Below are 16,593 nucleotides of genomic sequence, written 5' to 3' on the forward strand. Positions count from 1 at the left end.
ACCATTCATGAATACATTGCGATCATCATATGGCGTCAACACTCTCGTCGGATTGTTTCAATACTGAATCCCTTCTCTCCCCAAGAGTTTTATACATTTCATCAGTCTTTTTATTATTTAGGTTAAAAATCAATCCAACACCAATAAGAATAAATACAAATGCAATTATCGGCACTAAGATATAAATTCTTACGATATTTTCAGCTACTTCTACTGTTTGTGATTGTGCTCCTGTTACAAATCCTGCTAGTCCAAGTCCATAGCTAGATATAGCAGCACCAAACCCCATTCCTAATTTTCTAGAGAAAGAGTATATAGAATACAAAGTTCCATCATAACGTTTTCCAGATTGAAGTTCTGTATAATCCAAACAGTCCGTTACTAATGCCCAAACCATCATTGTAAATACGAATGAACCAATAGTCGCGATATTGTACAATGCAATGAAAACGTAAACATTTTCGGCGAAAAAGAATAAAAGTGAACTTGTTGCTATTAAGCTAAATGCAGCAGAGATAATGACTAATTTCTTTTTTCCAAACTTTGCTACAAGTTTTGGAACACAGGCAAATAATATCAGCGTAATTATGATACTGGCAACCGAGTTAATTCCAAAGGCACCTGGCATTTTATAATATTCCGCAAAAACAATTGCGGCAAATTGGCTTGCACCACCAAGGATTGCTAGTGCTCCGATTGAAGCAACCATTATCCCAATTAAGGGTCTATTTTTCATTGCTGCTTTTAATGCATCCTTTAACTTATAATCAGACTTTGCACCATCAGGCTTATCATCACGAATACGTTCTATCGTTAATGTGGTTAGTCCTTTATAAGATAAAAGAGAAAATGCAGCAAATACAATCGCTACTATAAGGAAAGCACCAGGTATTACATTTCTATCCGAATCGTAAACAAATAATGGGACAAAGGCAAGAAATCCAAACGCAACTATATACCCACCAAGTGCACGAGCTCGCGATAGTTTTGTACGTTCAATAGGGTCATCCGAAATAACTGCAGCAAGAGATCCATAAGGAATGGAGTCAGCAGTGTAAGCAATTCCAAAAAAGATATAAACAGCAACAACCCAGATATGAATTAAAGTTGAATTCAAGTTAGATACATCAACAAACGATAGTATCAGAGAAGCAGCCAATAACCATTTTGAAATACTAATATACGGAAGAAACTTATCACCGCTTTTACCAATTTTCCAACGGTCTGGAATTGTCCCCATAATTACATCGGTAAAAGCATCGAAAATACGAGCCACCAAAAATAACGTACCCATAAAATAAGGGCTGACACCTAATACATAAATGCAAAAGACTAGGAAAAATGCACCAATATATTGGTTAACCAAACCTCCACCGATATCTCCTAACATATAACCAATTTGATCTCTAGCACCAAACTTTTTCACGACCACCCCTCCAATTAATTTAAAGATAAGTTGATAAACTCCTTTAATGCTTTTAAAGCTAGGGGTACTTTCTTCCCTCCCTTTTGTGAACCGCTTTCATATCGATTGAAACTTCTATACTAAATAAAACTTGTTGTTAGGTTAGAATTGTAAGCGCTTTATTTAGTACCTAAATATAGTATACAATGTTAACAAAAAAGGTTTTATAATATAATTGCGTTCTTTTTAATGGAAACTTGCACATTTCTTTTTCCAAAGAAAAAAGCACATAAACAAACTTATGCGCTTAAAATTTTTCCTTTTGGGTAAAAATTAGTTATTCTTTTTTATCCTTTTAAATTCTACCGGAGTTATTCCTTCTATCTTTTTGAAAAGTGTAGAAAAATATTGGGAATTTCTAAAGCCAACCATAATCGAAATGTCAGTCATTGAAAGATTGGAGGATACCATTAGTTCTTTAGCTTTTTCTATTCTTTTATGATTTCGGTATTTACTAATGGTTGTTCCCTTTTCTTTTTTAAACTCACGCATTAAATGAGAAGGGTTAATATGTAATTCCCATGCTATTCCTTCAATTGAAATTTCCTCAGCAAAATTCAGCTCTAAATATTTTTCAGCCCTCTCTACTATGCTTAGGTTTTCACTTCTTGTTATTCGGATTGTTGGGTCAGTATATTCTTCTAGCATTTTCAAATGAATTTCTTCGAATTGAGAGCTGTTCTCTGCTTGTTCAATCATAATAGCATATTTTTCAGAAATTAAGTGGGTTTGAAATGGACTTAATCCTCCGTTTTCAGCTTCACAGCTGTATAGTGTATTAAGCGATAATATAATATTTTTATAGGCACGAACCTTATTTTCGACTCTTTTAAGAATGTTTAATTCATCTTTACCCAGTATTTCAAACATCAATTGCCCTTTTTCCTTTACGGTATCCAAATCACCTTGCTGTATACCACGCTGTAACTCTCTCCTTATTTTATGTTGAAATCTAATAAATTCAGGTGTAAGATCTTTAGAATTTAACTGTGCTTCTGGATTAGTATGACTCTGGACTTCCATCTCAAATTCACCTTCCATGATTTGCTTTATTTAACCATCTTCGAATCAATATGTAACTGTGGTATTCATAATTACTTTTCAAAAGGTTCAATATCTTATAAGCATCAAATAGCATCCACTTGCTCTTAGAATCTGTTGTAAATTTTCTTCTTTTTCTGGACAAAGTAGATTCTCCTCGCCAGTTATCTATTATTCTACATGCCCTCAATTTTATTGTCCAACTAAGTTGGAATGCGTATGAGAAATATCAGCCAGATAAAGGTCCACTTTCCACATTCTTCAACTTCACGATTCGCCACCGCATGGTTTACTAGAGCTATCCTGCTAGACAAAAAACAGACTCAATTGAGCCTGTTTTTTGTCTAATATTTATTTTGCGATAGTACCACCGTCAATAACTAGTTCCGACTCTGTCATAAAGTGAAACTTCATTAAGTGGGGGTCTTACAGCCAGTTAATTCGGGATAAAACGAGACTCCTCGGATGCCAAGAATAAAACACGTAAGCAATATCAATAGGATCCGCCATGAATCCTAACGGTATCGTTTTTTGCATCGCCTTTACAAAGTCTTAATCGACTGATTTCAACATAGGTGTTACGAACGGCACCAGGGGGAAGAGAGTTTACACGAATATATCATATTCCGCTACGTTTGTTGCTGTTACTTTTAATAATGCACGGGTAGCACCTTTTGAGGTTTGATATGCTGCGATAGAAGAAATACTAATGAAGAACTACTACCATTTTTTTCATTTCAAATTTATTGGGGTCTGACACCCAGCAATCACTGGTTTTAACTTTACCTTACAAACAACTCTAATCATTTAATTAGCCCCTTTTCTATTATTTAATATAGACCCACATTGAAACTTATTTGCTGCTGTCCCATCAAGCCCTTTCTATTCCGATGAACTCTTAATATTACTTTACCATATATCAATGCATTAACTGCAAATAATCACATGCTCTGTCCTACCCATATTATCGAATTCTCCTAGACAAACAAGATAATCTTATGTATCTTTATAAAGGCATATCATCTAGGAGGAAATAGACATTATATGAACAATCAAAATCATACTTCAATAAAAATTTTGGCAGCTGATCCATCTGCCTTGGGGCTGTTTGGTTTAGCAATGGTTACACTTGTAGCCTCATCGCAAAAATTAGGATGGACAGAGGGTACGGCTTTAATATTGCCGTGGGCTTTCTTTTTAGGTGGCCTTGCACAAATAATTGCAGGCTTATTAGATTCGAAGCATAATAATGTATTTGGTGCAACCGCATTTACTGCATATGGACTGTTTTGGTTCGGTGTTGGAACAACGTGGATGATACAAATGGGTGCTTTCGGTGAGACCTTGCTTGCAAACGCGGATTCGAAACAGCTCGGTGTTGCATTTGTCGGTTACTTAATCTTCAGCTTGTTTATGACGGTCGGTGCAATGGAAACGCACAAAGTACTATTTTTTATTTTCGTGTGCATTGATTTCTTATTTATCGGATTGTCCTTAAGTTCATTTAATATCATGTACGAGTTTTCACATATGCTTACCGCAATCGCTGAATTGCTCGTTGCTTTGTTTTCATTTTATGGTGCAGCTGCATCCCTATTAAACACACATTTCGGGAAAGTGACATTACCAGTAGGAAAACCATTCGGCATATTTAAGTAAAAAACACCTTCCCGTCTCTGTTAGTTTTTAAATATGGTGATTGCCATTATAAAAATCCATTTCCTGAAGTATTACACTCTATTTTTTGCTTATTATTTGCACGCAAAAAGAGGCTAACTGCTTAAAATCCAAGATAGCCAGAAAATCTGTAAGAATGGTATACTGGTAGCAAGGTAAAAAAATTACGTTAAATCCTAAGAGTTGTTTCTTATCCTTTCAAATAGTATGCCCTTGTCTGTTATTTATTTGAATTCAAAGGCAGAAGTTAATAATTGCAGTTGATTGGAAGTATTAAACTTTCATATCAGTAAAAAGAACTATATCTTAACACATTATACAAAAATGGTAATTTTGAGTGTTTTAAAATAAATAGAAAAATTCAAATATTTTTACCCAATGATTAAAAAAGCCAGTAGATAGGGAACGATCATGTTCCTTATCTACTAGCTTATCTTCTTGTCACCTTAAGTTAGATACTGAATTTGAAATATGGTGAAATTAATATCATCTTAATATATAGCCATTCTTGATAGCCAGCACGATAGCACCTGTTCGATCATTTACCTTTAATTTTCGTAATAGAGATGATACATGGTTTTTAACAGTTGCTTCAGATATGAAAAAATGAGACCCAATATCCTTGTTGCTATATCCTTTTGAAATTTCCTCCAACACTTCCCACTCACGATTGGTTAACACCCCTTTTGGTCTATAGGGTACCGGATGTAGTAGGTTCAAAAACTCCTGATGAAGCACTCTGATTAGCTTAGGATGAACATATATGTCGCCGTTTTCAATGAGATTAATTGCTGAAATGATATCATCAATTTCCATATCTGATAGAAAGTAACCATCTACTTCTAATTTGAATAGTTCCGTTAATTGCATTTCATCCGTTTTGGAAAGAATTAACCCAATTTTAACGTTAGAATTCGAGTAATATTCTATCAACTTATGTACATCAATATTGTTAGTGATTTCTATTAGTACAAGAGCACTTTCTGATCTATATTTTTCATTATATAAATAGCTAATCATTGATGGCTCTATTAGTGTTATTTTGTAGTTAAGTAATTTATTCCTTATTATTCTTCTATCTTTCTGTGTTTCCTGTTCTTTAATAATTGTTAACGTACTCAAAACGGTCCATCCCCTATGTAACAGTATTTCTAATTATATAAAATGGAAAAAAAGGTAATATCTGACATGGATTTTTCCACAACAATTTATCTTACATCTATCAAATACAAAATTCAATGCAGAACCACAAGCGGTCCACAGGGACAGGCAGAGGCCACTGAAAAAAGCACCTTTTTTCAGTGGCCTCGCCTGTCCCCTTGTCCATAACTACAGTTTAAATACCCTTACCAATCCATTCAACTCTTCTGCTAATTTTGCAAGTTGTTCCGAACTTCCAGCTACCTCTTCCATAATGCTGCTTGTCTGCTCGGAAGATGCTGATGTTTCTTCAATTCCTGCAGCAGACTCTTCAGATATGGATGCAATCTCTTCTATGGATCCATTCATCTCTTGTGCATTAGCAGCAAGTTCAGATAAGTTTTCTGATATAGCTGTAATACTATTTACCATTTCTGTTACAGCTTCACTTATATTGCCAAAAGTCTTACCAGTAGTTTCTATTTGTGCCGTTCCTAATTGAACCTCTTTATATCCACCTTGTAATGAATCTGTTACTAGGTTCGTTTCTCTTTGGATATTTGTAACAATGTCTGTTATGTCGGTTACTGAATCAGATACCTTTTCCGCTAGTTTTCGTACCTCATCAGCCACAACAGCAAATCCTTTTCCATGTTCACCAGCCCTTGCAGCTTCAATTGCAGCATTTAGTGAAAGAAGGTTTGTTTGATCGGCAACATCTTTAATAACCGTTACTAAATTAGAAATTTCCTCCGACTGTTTATCTAAACCTTGTACCTTTTGTACAGACTCTTGTACGATTTGATCGATTCTTTCCATTTGTTGAATGGATTTATTCATCAACTCTGAACCATCTTTTGTCATGCTTAAGACAATCTTCGAATTATCTCCTATACGTTCCCCATTTTCATTTGCCTCTTGTACTTTCGTAGTAAACGAACTCATAACAGATGCTAAATCAGTTGTGCTATTTGCCTGCGTCTCAGAACCAGCTGCTAATTCCTGCATGGTTGATGCAACTTGTTCGGATCCAGATTTAACTTCATTCGCTGATTGCGTCAATTCTTCACTTTGACTATTAAGCGTCTCTGAAGTATTGGAAACATTCAAGATGACTTTCTTCAAGTTACCTTGCAGAAGATTCAATGCATCTCCAAGTTGAGCCGTTTCATCTTTGGTTTTGATATGAATTTCATTTTGGGTTAAATCACCATGTGCAAGATGGCCCATATGTTCGGTTACCATTTTAATTGGTTTAGAAATTTTGTTAGCAAATAACCAAACAATTAGTATACCAACAAGTAATGTAATTCCAGCTACAATTAGGATTATGTTTAATAATTCACTTGCTGGTTGATTAAATTCCATCATATAAGTACCAGCGCTGACTACCCAATCCCATTCGGGAAAATAACTAGAATAAACACCTTTTTCTGCTATTTGGTTTTTATTATTAGGGAGAGGGTATTCATAGAATGTAAATCCTCCACCACTCATTCCTTTGTCAATATACTCTTGCACGAATTTATTTCCCTTTGAATCTACAAGTTCCCAGGAATTATCCCCTTCATTACTAGGATTAACAACAGAAAGTCCATCACTTGCATTAACAAATATGTACCCATTTCCACCAAGGTCAATATTTGGATTAATTGGACGTGTTCCATCTTCATTCTTCTCGCCTAACACTATTTTCCTTACATTTTCTTGCGCTTCTTCCAATGGCATATTCCCTTTTTCAACCTCTACATTATATGCTTCGATTATTTCAAGGGTAAATTCTACACTGTTTTTTAAATTCTTTTTACCAACTTCATCCAAACTAGTTTTGCTATATTGATAGCTAACAATTCCTATTATCAACATTGGTACAATCAATAGAAGAATCGATATGCAAATAAGTTTTGCTTTGATGGATGAATTAATTTTAAGTGATTTAAATTTCATTATGTTAACACCTTTCCTCAGTGGTTTATGAATCTATTTTTTTGGTATTCTTATAGAACTTTATCCAATCCTTCTTTAATTCTTTCTGCTGTTGATTTATCAATTAAGTAGTAAATAGATATCCATTCCACCGATATTATCGAACTCGGCAGTCATTTGAATCGCTCTTTCATAACCTGATAATGTAGTGTTCCCCTGTAAAATTGTTGGGGCCGTTATATCTGTTTGAATGCCATTCTCTACTATGGTGGTGGATATTCTACCTGCAAGCATATTGCCTAATTCACCACTAAATGATGATAGCATTTCACCCTCTATAGGCATGCCAAACATCGCTTCTCCAATAGTACTAAAAACAACTGCATCACCAGTTAAAATTAAACTGCCCTTTATATCTCCTGTGACTCCAATCAATACTCCAAATTGAAGCTTTAAGCGCTTGCCTAATAAATGTGGTTCACTCATTTGATAATTAATCGGTACTATCGACTTTAAGGATTCAGATGTTCCATTCAATACATCTGTAATGGTTCTGTTTCTTTCATTAATCGCTATAGTCAATTTATAGACTCCTTCTTTTATTATTTCAATCAACTTTTATCCGTATTTATTTCGTAATTCAGCAAAATTAGTACCTCGACTACTGACACTAAACAGCGTTTTCGCAGGATATTAATTAAGCCAAAAGAACTGGTATATATTACCTAACTTAACTTATATCGGTTTCTTTTTTTGGCATTCAAGCGAATAATGAAATGAAGTAATATTATAATTATTGAATCCGTATGCATAGCCTTTATGATAAAATAGGCTCTCACCCATAAGTGGCAAAGGGACCGCCTGGACTGACACCAGGATTTAATATACCTAAACAAGGAATGAAAAAAGCACTCGGACGATGAATCTCTTAGCATAATAAAAAATCCGCTACTCATGATTAGAGTGACGGACACGCAATTAAAGCTATTCTACGATGGAAAGTATTTATATTGAGTGGATGCACTCTTTTGCAATCTACTCTTTTTTCAGCTCAAAGTTTTCTGGGACCATTAGTTCCCATCTATTTCGTGATCGTTCTAATACACCTTCAACTTGAACAACGTTACCATCCCTGTGTGTATCACACGCTATTTTATAATGTTCAGTATCTAATGGAACATTAACCTTAATATTTTTATTATTGCTTCTGCTGAAATAATAATTTCTTCTGACTAAGGATTTATTGATTACAGCCATCCGATTGAACCAGTTGCGCCATCTTTTTGATCCACCTTTGCCATGAATTAGGCAGGAGTAACTTTATCTCTTTTATGGGACGAGCATCCCTAGATGACTATGGGGTCTAACACCGGAATTTTATTTCAAAAAGTAACAAAGATCATCGCCTTGTCGAATAGAAGGGTTTAGTCTGTCCTTACGAGGAGGAAATAACGGATCAAAGGATTAAGCCGCTCGTTCCAAATAATCATACTGGAACGAACGGCTCTTTTAACCTAAGCAAACGAAACTATTAGCAACCTATCCTTTAGATCCCATCAGACTCTCTGGACGATGAAGAATTGTTTCCAATTCCTGTAAAAACGCTGCACCTGGTGCTCCATCGACAGCCCTGTGGTCGATTGTCAGCGATAAATGTATTACGGGAACAATTTGTACATTATCATCTACAACTCTTGGTAATTTTTGAATTCTACCAATACCAAGTAATGCTACTTGTGGCTGATTTAATATTGGTGTAAATCCATCAATTGGATACATTCCTAAATTGGAGATGGTAAACGTCCCAGAAGTGACTTCCTCTGCTGTTACTTCCCCTGAAAACGTACGACTTATTAAATCCTTTCTATCGTCCGCCAATTTTTCAATGCTCTTTTGTTCAGTATTTTGGATTACAGGTACCATTAATCCATCTTCTAGTGCAACTGCCAAACCAATATTGGTGTTCGACCATTGCTGAATCGAATTATCAATCATTGTTGCATTCAACGCCGGATGTTTTTTAAGTGCCATTGAAGATGCCTTTACAAAAAGATCTGTATAAGATACACTTTGCTTTTGCTTAAATGCTACTAGTTCAGGAATTTCAATTGTTGAATGCAGTGTTAATTGAGCAGTTGTGGCTAAACTTTCATGCATTCTTCTTGCAATTGTTTTGCGCATTCCTTTTACTTTAATTGTCTTCGGCTGAATGGCTTCATTCATATTATCCCACCACTATTCTCTAGTTTCGATTGTCGCAATAACATCTCCTACATCGACTGTTTCGTCTTCCTCTTTTTCCAAGGTTTTAACGGTACCTGATGCCGGTGCTGTTACGGTAAAAGATGCTTTTGCTGCATCTACTTCAACTATTTCCTGGCCTTTTTCTACTGCATCCCCTACTTCAACTAGCCATTCGACAATATCCCCATCCGTCATACTTGCTCCTTGTTGAGGAAGTTTTACTTCAACCAGTTTCATATTCCATCACCCATTCTGTTTTTGTTTAATAAGGCTTAAAATCGTGCTCTGAATTTGATCCTTACCTGGTAAAACAGACATTTCAATTACTTTACTGTAAGGAACTGGAACTTGCGGACGTGTAACGCGTTTAATTGGTGCTTTTAATGATTCAAATGCTTCGTCTGCCACAATGGCTGCAACTTCGGAAGCAAAGCTGCAAAACCGGTACCCATCATCGACAACAACAAGATGACCTGTTTTTTCAACTGATTTCAAAATGGTATCCGTATCAAGTGGGAATAGTGTACGTGGATCAACTACTTCCACAGATATTCCTTCTTTTTCAAGGTTTTTAGCGACTTTAACCGCCTCGTTTACAAGGTGACCAACCGCAACGACGGTAACATCTGTACCTTCATGTTTAATATCTGCCTCACCAAGAGGGATTGTGTATTCTTCATCCGGTACCTCGCCACGTACTCCATAACAAGCACCTGGTTCATAAATAACCACTGGGTCATCTTCACGAATGGCTTGTTTAATTAACCCTTTCGCATCATATGGAGTTGCTGGAACGACAACCTTCATACCCATGTGAATAAGTTGGGCATACGTGCTATCGGAGTGCTGAGCAGCCATCCCTCCACCACCGCCTGATGCCACGATTCGAACCGTTAGCGGTATATTGACTTGTCCACCTGTCATATATCTCAATTTTCCAGCCTGATTAACAAGTTGCTCCATCGTCAAATATTGCAATGAGTTAATATCATTCTCGATGATTGGTCTTAATCCGGCCATTGCTGCTCCTACACCAAGACCAGTATAACCAAGCTCTGATAAAGGAGTATCAATAACACGTTTTTTACCATAATCTTTAACCATACCAACAGTTGTCCCACTCATTCCAGCCTCAACATCTAATCCCATCACAAAGACATTTGGATCTCTGTCCATTTCTTCCCTCATTGCAGCCTCGACAGCTTGGATGTATCTGATTTTAGCCATGTTAAGCCCATCCTTTCACTGGCATCGTTTTGTGTTCAACTGCATAAGCATCCTCAAGAGCTGCTTCTAATGTTGGACGTGGTGACTCTTTCATAAACACAACCCCATCTTCAATAATTTCATGGACTTTTGCTTCCATTTCAGCAAATTCAACTTCATCTACACCTTCTTCAACCAAATGCCTTTTCAACCTTTCAATCGGATCATTTTGGCGATGGCTTTCGATTTCTTCATCCGTACGATATGGTTTTTTCAGTACATGAGGTTCTCCTGCAAAGTGACCGAAGTATCGATATGTCTTACATTCAATTAATGTTGGTCCCTCACCATTTCGTGCGCGCTGAACCGCTTCCTTTGCTGCTTCCCTTACAGCAAAAACATCCATTCCATCTACAACGATGCTAGGTATTCCATAGCCTTTTCCCCGTTCAGCAATATTTTCGACACTTGTACTATCTTTAGCATTAAAGCTCACAGCGTATTGGTTATTTTCACAAACAAAAATGAGTGGAAGCTTCCAAATGGCAGCCATGTTCATCGATTCATGTACTGCACCTTCATTTGAAGCACCTTCACCAAAGTAAGTAATCGTTACATTGTCATTTCCTTTAAAGTTATTTGCAAATGCAGCTCCTAAAGCAATCGGAACACCTTGCCCAACCATGCCATTCGTTCCATAAATTCCAAGATCAAGAGATGTGATATGCATGGATCCACCTTTGCCTTTACAATAGCCCGTTGTTCGCCCACCTAATTCAGCCATCATGAGATTAACATCCCCACCCTTAGCCAGTACATGACCGTGACCACGATGATTACTCGTGATTGCATCATCTTTTCTAATGACTGAAGATATTCCTACAGCAACAGCTTCTTGACCAATATATTGATGGACTTCCCCCGTTACTTCCCCTTCATCAACAAGTGTAGCCGCCCGTTCATCAAAACGACGAATCATTAACATACCCTCAAGCAAATTCCTTTTTTCCTCTAGAGATAATGTCAATTTCCTTCCACTCCCTTTTACTGAATTTTTTTCGTCATACGAGACGTATAGAATAGAATATGAAGTTGTCCAAAACCTGGTATCATTCTTTATTCAATGTCGCCCTCAATAATAAGAATATGGTAGATTAGTAGAATATATGCCTACTTCTTATTAGATTATTTCGTATGAGGAAGGACCACAGGGACAGGCACCATGTCCTATGTCACTTTAGGCATATAAACAATGATGTTGCGTAGTGCTGGTCCTGGCACCAGGATTTAATATACCTAACACCGAACGTAAAAAAGCATGAGAACCGCACCCATGCTTCATCTTATTTACCGATTTCTATTTGTAATCTTTTTATTGTTTCCTCTGGTAGATTGGTGGCCTCCTGAACTTTTTCTAATGACACATCAAGTCTAATTAGATTCTTGACAACTTTTATCATCGCCTTTTTTGTTGCTTTGTCTTCAATTTCCTTCTAATAAGTAATCATTAATCCACCAACCTGTCCGCACGTCCTTATGGAGCATATCTTACAAATAATTCTGCTCCACCTCATTAGCACTTACACAGTCCATTTCAGATGACGCTCCTTCTACCAGTGAAACGGCTGAAATCAGGGATAGAAGTGCAACCGCAAATAAAAAAAGTACAGGGGACAGCCCCCGTACCTTTAATTCGCTGCTTGTTTTGGTTTTCCAGGTTTTCCTTTGCCCTTCTCATATGAAAGGCCGAAATCATAACCGTAAGCATCGCCATGTTTATTTACATAAACATAGGATGGATCTTCATCGTAACCAGGAACATCCCCTGCTTCGTTTTCAACAGCTTCCATATTTGCTGGAATTGTAAATGGCATTTTACCTGTTGGATTATATTTACCACGGATAACATCCACAACAGCCTCTGGTTTTACATTAAAGGTGCTTAATACAGCTGCTGCATTTGGCTCAATATCTTCAATAAGCCATGGGCTTGTCATGTTTATTGCAAGAATTGTTGGAACCGCATCTTGAATTGCATTGATTCGGTCAATATCATGAATTCCTGTTTCTGGTCCTACTTTAATTTTTGGAGAAGCAGTCGATGTACTAGGTCTCACCCATACAAAAGCATGTGTTGCTTCATCAATATTATCTGTAATTTTAATCGACTTATCGTATTCTCTTATAGTCTTTTTAAGTCCGTTTGTAATGTTTTCAGAATTATTTGCTGCGAAAACCTCTACATAAAGCTTCACATCTTTGATTTCTTTATTTTCCAAAGGTAATAGATTATCATCGTTTCGTAATAGAACAACAGATTGACGATGAGCTTGGTCTACTTTCTTCTGTGTCTTTTTATCGTTTACTACTTTACTTGCTTTCTTAGGATCTACATAAGGATCTTCAAATAAACCAAGTTGCATCATTTCTGTTAATAGACGATTGATAGATACATTCACACTTGCCTCTTCTACTAATCCATTATTTACTGCATTGATTAGGTAAGTTGGATCTGCTTCACCTGAGAAAATGTCTACTCCCGCATTAATGCCATATGCAATTCTTTCTTCCCTAGTTAAATCCTCTACACCCCAAGGCATGGACGTCGTAATACCGGTGTCTGTATTGATATATCCTTTAAATCCTAACTCTCCACGCAAATAGTCAGTAATAAGCGCTCGATTGTATGCAAATCCAACTTCTTCAAATTGTTCTGTTTCACTATACCATGGTAATCCTTGATCAACACTAAACTCATTACTCGGATATGCATAATAAGGCATAATAGACGCAGTTCCAGCTTCTATAGCTGCCAGAAATGGCGGAATATGATATTTTTCAAGACTTCCCTCTGTTGGATATGGATTGAAGTTACCATTTAAATAATGTGGGTCCTTTCCATCATCTCGAGCACCACCACCAGGGAAATGCTTCGTAGTTAGAGAAACACTATTTTTACTAAGATTATCACCTTGGTACCCTTTTACAACGGCATATATCATATCTGCCGCTAGGTCTGGATGTTCACCAAATGTTCCACTTGTTCTTCCCCAAAGTGGGTCTGTGATCACATCAGCCATATACATATAACCCTTATGAATACCTGTAGCTCTCCATTCCTTTGCTGCATTTTCTGCAAATTCTTTTACCATTTTCGTATCACGGGATGCCGCAAGACCCAATTCTCCTGGCCAGGCGGAGAATACTCCCGAAGACTCCGAGAATCCGAAAGCTAAATTATCATTTATATGATTACGTGGATTCGAAGTTATTACAGCTGGAATCCCTAATCTTGAACTTTCTGCAACTTCCTGAATTTGATTTAACCAACCTGCAAGTTCATCAGCTGGTGGATTTTCGCGTAAGATAAAGTGACGCAAATTACGATCTAATATTCCTTCCGAAGTACCAGACGCATCAAGAACAGGTTCATCAAATTCATAGTTTGGATCACCGGGTTGTGCCCAATTATTCGTCTTTGACCATACGTCCGATTCACATAATTTATCGTACTGTTCATTGTATTCCGTACAGCTTGCTCTATCAGCACTATAATGAGAGGAAATAAACATTAATCCAGCCTTTTCCTCCAAAGTCATTTTAGAAATTAAGTCATCCACACGTTCTTCGACAGGTAATCTCCAGTCTTCATATGAATCTAATTCTCCATTACCATTTAAATCTCTATATTTATTCCCATTGATTTCTAAAATATCATGTATTCTAGATTCTACTGCTGGCGGATTCTTTACTTTCTTGTCTGCAGCAAATACTGGCTGCAGTGCAAATGGAATGGCTAAAATGAATACTAATAATAAAAACAATACTTTTCTCATACGTTTTTTCTTCATCTTAATCTTTACCTCCTCAAACTGATTTATTTTAAGCGCTTACAAAATGAACAACCAATTACAGCATCCACCTCCAATGCCATTTTTCCTAATTTGTTCACTGAACAAACTAAGAATATAGTACAAGTATATCACAAAAGAAATCGATCACAATATAATTTTCCAATAATTATAAAAATAGAGAATAGTATCTATTTTTATAATAACAGTCGCACTGAAGTAGGTAATTGGTTATATGAATGGATATACGGAAGAAGGGGACAGAGGGATAGGCATCTGAAGTGCACCCTCCTTTTAACTTAAACTTTGTGTGCTGACATTGGAATCCACTTTACTTGAGCCTAGTCTTCAAAAAAAAAATCACACTGTGCCCGTCCTCTTCTTCTCTTTTGTTTTACTTTCGTTTCTGTTTAAGTATGTTCCACAATTGGTCCAGTCATTAGTCTACGAATTGGTCCAGAGATGGTCCGGATTTTGGTCCGCCGATTGGTCCGGTCTGGTAGAGAAACCAGCGCTGCATATGACTTTATAAGTTTATCGTTCTCTCCAACCTAATGGATGCCTGCAAACTTTCGTGTACATTAATTTTCTAATCAGGTGCTCGCCCTCTTACTTCCATGCTATCGCTTATGAACCCACACATTACCAACAATGCACCTATATCCAACTGCGCCGCTTTGATAATCTACCACAATTTGGCGAATTCTGTCTGCCGGCCGGATGATGCATCATCCAAGTGAGCCAAAATAAGTATTCACCCAAAATCATGTAATCGATTAATTGCTTTCATCGCAACCCCTCCACCTTTTCTGCACTTTTCTAACTGCCAATGAGAAACCAATCTTACAAATAATCCGTAAATGACAAAACGAATTCAACCGCCATTCTTTCCCGCCAATATTTTTCCACCTATATACTAAAGATCCTTTCATAGCTACAATCGAAATAAGAGGGTAAAAGGTGGTGTTTTCAGTTGAATTGGATTTCGGTTTCCTAGAGGGCAGGGCCACTACTCAAAATTTCCTCAACAGTAGAATGATAAGCGATCGTCCGTGCTCTTTTTACACATCATAATAATACATTCTCAAATTGTCCTTTACATACAGGAACGAATGTTCTATATTGAATTTATAATGATTTGCGATTTAACATATTTACTGTCGATTTTTATTTTTATTTCAGTTTTCCACACCCCCTTTTTACAATTTGCTTCGATTGTAGGTATAAAGAAGTTTATTTATGAGGAGTGACATGTTCATGGAAAAAAACACGTTTACATTTGAAGAGATTTTTGAGCAGAATGAACGCAGAATTCATTACTACCTTCACAAATTAAAGATCCGGGATCCGCATCAGGAATTTTATCAGGAAGGAATGATTGCAATGTGGAATGCGTATGAGAAATATCAGCCAGACAAAGGTCCACTTTCAACATTCTTCAACTTTACGATTCGCCACCACTTAATTGATATTGTTCGCAAAGATAGTAGAAGACAAGAAATGGAGGTACTGGCGCCAAAAGAAGAGGACACCGCATTTGAAGCGGAAGTGTATCATAAGGCAAGTACTCCCGTTTCACCTGGGATAAATACTACCGAGCATATCCCCAGTGATCTGGAGTTATGGCTCCGTGTAAAGGAACTACTCACTGAAAAGCAATGGAAATGGGTGCAGTACTATATTATTGAGGATATGTCATTAAAAGATATTGCAGCGCAGGAAGGTGTTTCGATCGAAGCAGTAAAAAGCTGGGCCAAGGAGGCAAAAAGGAGGCTGCGGAATGTGGAGTTTGAGAAGATATTAGTGGAGGGAGAGTATCTGTAGAGTCTGGGTAGAGAAAATGATTTTCTTTTGGTTAAGATATGGAATTGATTACTCCCCGTAAAGTATCGGTCGATTTCTATAAGTGTAATTCTAGTTCTTGTTGCGTTAATTTACTCAACTTGATTTCTTCCTAAAATGATCTATTTTACTTGAACATCCCTATAAATAGGAAGGTATTCTGCACAACAAAATATAACAGCCTAGTTATTCTTTACATAA

General features: G+C 36.8%; 12 protein-coding genes. 2 read left to right on the plus strand and 10 right to left on the minus strand.

Features of this window, described 5'->3' with window-relative positions; translation table 11 throughout:
* Positions 1 to 25 precede the first annotated feature (25 nt).
* On the minus strand, positions 26 to 1,426 hold the full coding sequence (locus tag CWR48_RS03020; protein WP_115771559.1) for an MFS transporter: 1,401 nt from the start codon (positions 1,424 to 1,426) through the stop codon (positions 26 to 28).
* 312 nt (positions 1,427 to 1,738) lie between these two features.
* A complete protein-coding gene (locus CWR48_RS03025; protein ID WP_170140677.1) occupies positions 1,739 to 2,488 on the minus strand; it encodes a helix-turn-helix transcriptional regulator in 750 nt (249 codons plus the stop codon).
* Between the two features lie 1,062 nt (positions 2,489 to 3,550).
* Between CWR48_RS03025 and CWR48_RS03030 the strand changes: the two genes are divergently transcribed.
* The gene (locus CWR48_RS03030; RefSeq protein ID WP_115771561.1) at positions 3,551 to 4,165 is read left to right on the plus strand and encodes an acetate uptake transporter; all 615 of its coding nucleotides are present in this window, start codon (positions 3,551 to 3,553) and stop codon (positions 4,163 to 4,165) included.
* A gap of 504 nt (positions 4,166 to 4,669) precedes the next feature.
* Here CWR48_RS03030 and CWR48_RS03035 read toward each other — a convergent pair.
* From CWR48_RS03035 to CWR48_RS03075, 8 genes are all read right to left on the minus strand, one after another.
* Positions 4,670 to 5,305: a helix-turn-helix transcriptional regulator gene (locus CWR48_RS03035; protein ID WP_115771562.1), complete on the minus strand. Its 636-nt coding sequence runs from the start codon at positions 5,303 to 5,305 to the stop codon at positions 4,670 to 4,672.
* Positions 5,306 to 5,512: 207 nt separating this feature from the next.
* Positions 5,513 to 7,270: a methyl-accepting chemotaxis protein gene (locus CWR48_RS03040; protein ID WP_115771563.1), complete on the minus strand. Its 1,758-nt coding sequence runs from the start codon at positions 7,268 to 7,270 to the stop codon at positions 5,513 to 5,515.
* A 99-nt stretch (positions 7,271 to 7,369) separates the two neighbouring features.
* A complete protein-coding gene (locus tag CWR48_RS03045) occupies positions 7,370 to 7,831 on the minus strand; it encodes a chemotaxis protein CheX (RefSeq protein ID WP_115771564.1) in 462 nt (153 codons plus the stop codon).
* A gap of 957 nt (positions 7,832 to 8,788) precedes the next feature.
* Positions 8,789 to 9,472: a dihydrolipoamide acetyltransferase family protein gene (locus tag CWR48_RS03055; protein WP_115771566.1), complete on the minus strand. Its 684-nt coding sequence runs from the start codon at positions 9,470 to 9,472 to the stop codon at positions 8,789 to 8,791.
* Positions 9,473 to 9,484: 12 nt separating this feature from the next.
* On the minus strand, positions 9,485 to 9,730 hold the full coding sequence (locus tag CWR48_RS03060; RefSeq protein ID WP_115771567.1) for a biotin/lipoyl-containing protein: 246 nt from the start codon (positions 9,728 to 9,730) through the stop codon (positions 9,485 to 9,487).
* Positions 9,731 to 9,736: 6 nt separating this feature from the next.
* On the minus strand, positions 9,737 to 10,720 hold the full coding sequence (locus CWR48_RS03065) for an alpha-ketoacid dehydrogenase subunit beta (protein ID WP_115771568.1): 984 nt from the start codon (positions 10,718 to 10,720) through the stop codon (positions 9,737 to 9,739).
* A gap of 1 nt (position 10,721) precedes the next feature.
* On the minus strand, positions 10,722 to 11,726 hold the full coding sequence (locus CWR48_RS03070) for a thiamine pyrophosphate-dependent dehydrogenase E1 component subunit alpha (protein WP_245976695.1): 1,005 nt from the start codon (positions 11,724 to 11,726) through the stop codon (positions 10,722 to 10,724).
* A gap of 661 nt (positions 11,727 to 12,387) precedes the next feature.
* Positions 12,388 to 14,550: a glycoside hydrolase family 3 protein gene (locus tag CWR48_RS03075; protein WP_115771569.1), complete on the minus strand. Its 2,163-nt coding sequence runs from the start codon at positions 14,548 to 14,550 to the stop codon at positions 12,388 to 12,390.
* 1,257 nt (positions 14,551 to 15,807) lie between these two features.
* Between CWR48_RS03075 and CWR48_RS03080 the strand changes: the two genes are divergently transcribed.
* Positions 15,808 to 16,374, plus strand: coding sequence for an RNA polymerase sigma factor (locus tag CWR48_RS03080; RefSeq protein ID WP_115771570.1), 567 nt, complete (start codon positions 15,808 to 15,810; stop codon positions 16,372 to 16,374).
* The last annotated feature ends 219 nt before the right edge of the window (positions 16,375 to 16,593 follow it).

This window comes from Oceanobacillus arenosus (assembly GCF_003369575.1).
Classification (GTDB): domain Bacteria; phylum Bacillota; class Bacilli; order Bacillales; family Amphibacillaceae; genus Oceanobacillus; species Oceanobacillus arenosus.

Coding starts and splice junctions, on each gene's coding strand:
- CWR48_RS03060 (WP_115771567.1), bottom strand. CDS start 9,730: ATGAAACTGGTTGAAGTAAAACTTCCTCAACAAGGAGCAAGTATGACG.
- CWR48_RS03030 (WP_115771561.1), top strand. CDS start 3,551: ATGAACAATCAAAATCATACTTCAATAAAAATTTTGGCAGCTGATCCA.
- CWR48_RS03040 (WP_115771563.1), bottom strand. CDS start 7,270: ATGAAATTTAAATCACTTAAAATTAATTCATCCATCAAAGCAAAACTT.
- CWR48_RS03080 (WP_115771570.1), top strand. CDS start 15,808: ATGGAAAAAAACACGTTTACATTTGAAGAGATTTTTGAGCAGAATGAA.
- CWR48_RS03065 (WP_115771568.1), bottom strand. CDS start 10,720: ATGGCTAAAATCAGATACATCCAAGCTGTCGAGGCTGCAATGAGGGAA.
- CWR48_RS03055 (WP_115771566.1), bottom strand. CDS start 9,472: ATGAATGAAGCCATTCAGCCGAAGACAATTAAAGTAAAAGGAATGCGC.
- CWR48_RS03025 (WP_170140677.1), bottom strand. CDS start 2,488: ATGGAAGTCCAGAGTCATACTAATCCAGAAGCACAGTTAAATTCTAAA.
- CWR48_RS03075 (WP_115771569.1), bottom strand. CDS start 14,550: ATGAAGAAAAAACGTATGAGAAAAGTATTGTTTTTATTATTAGTATTC.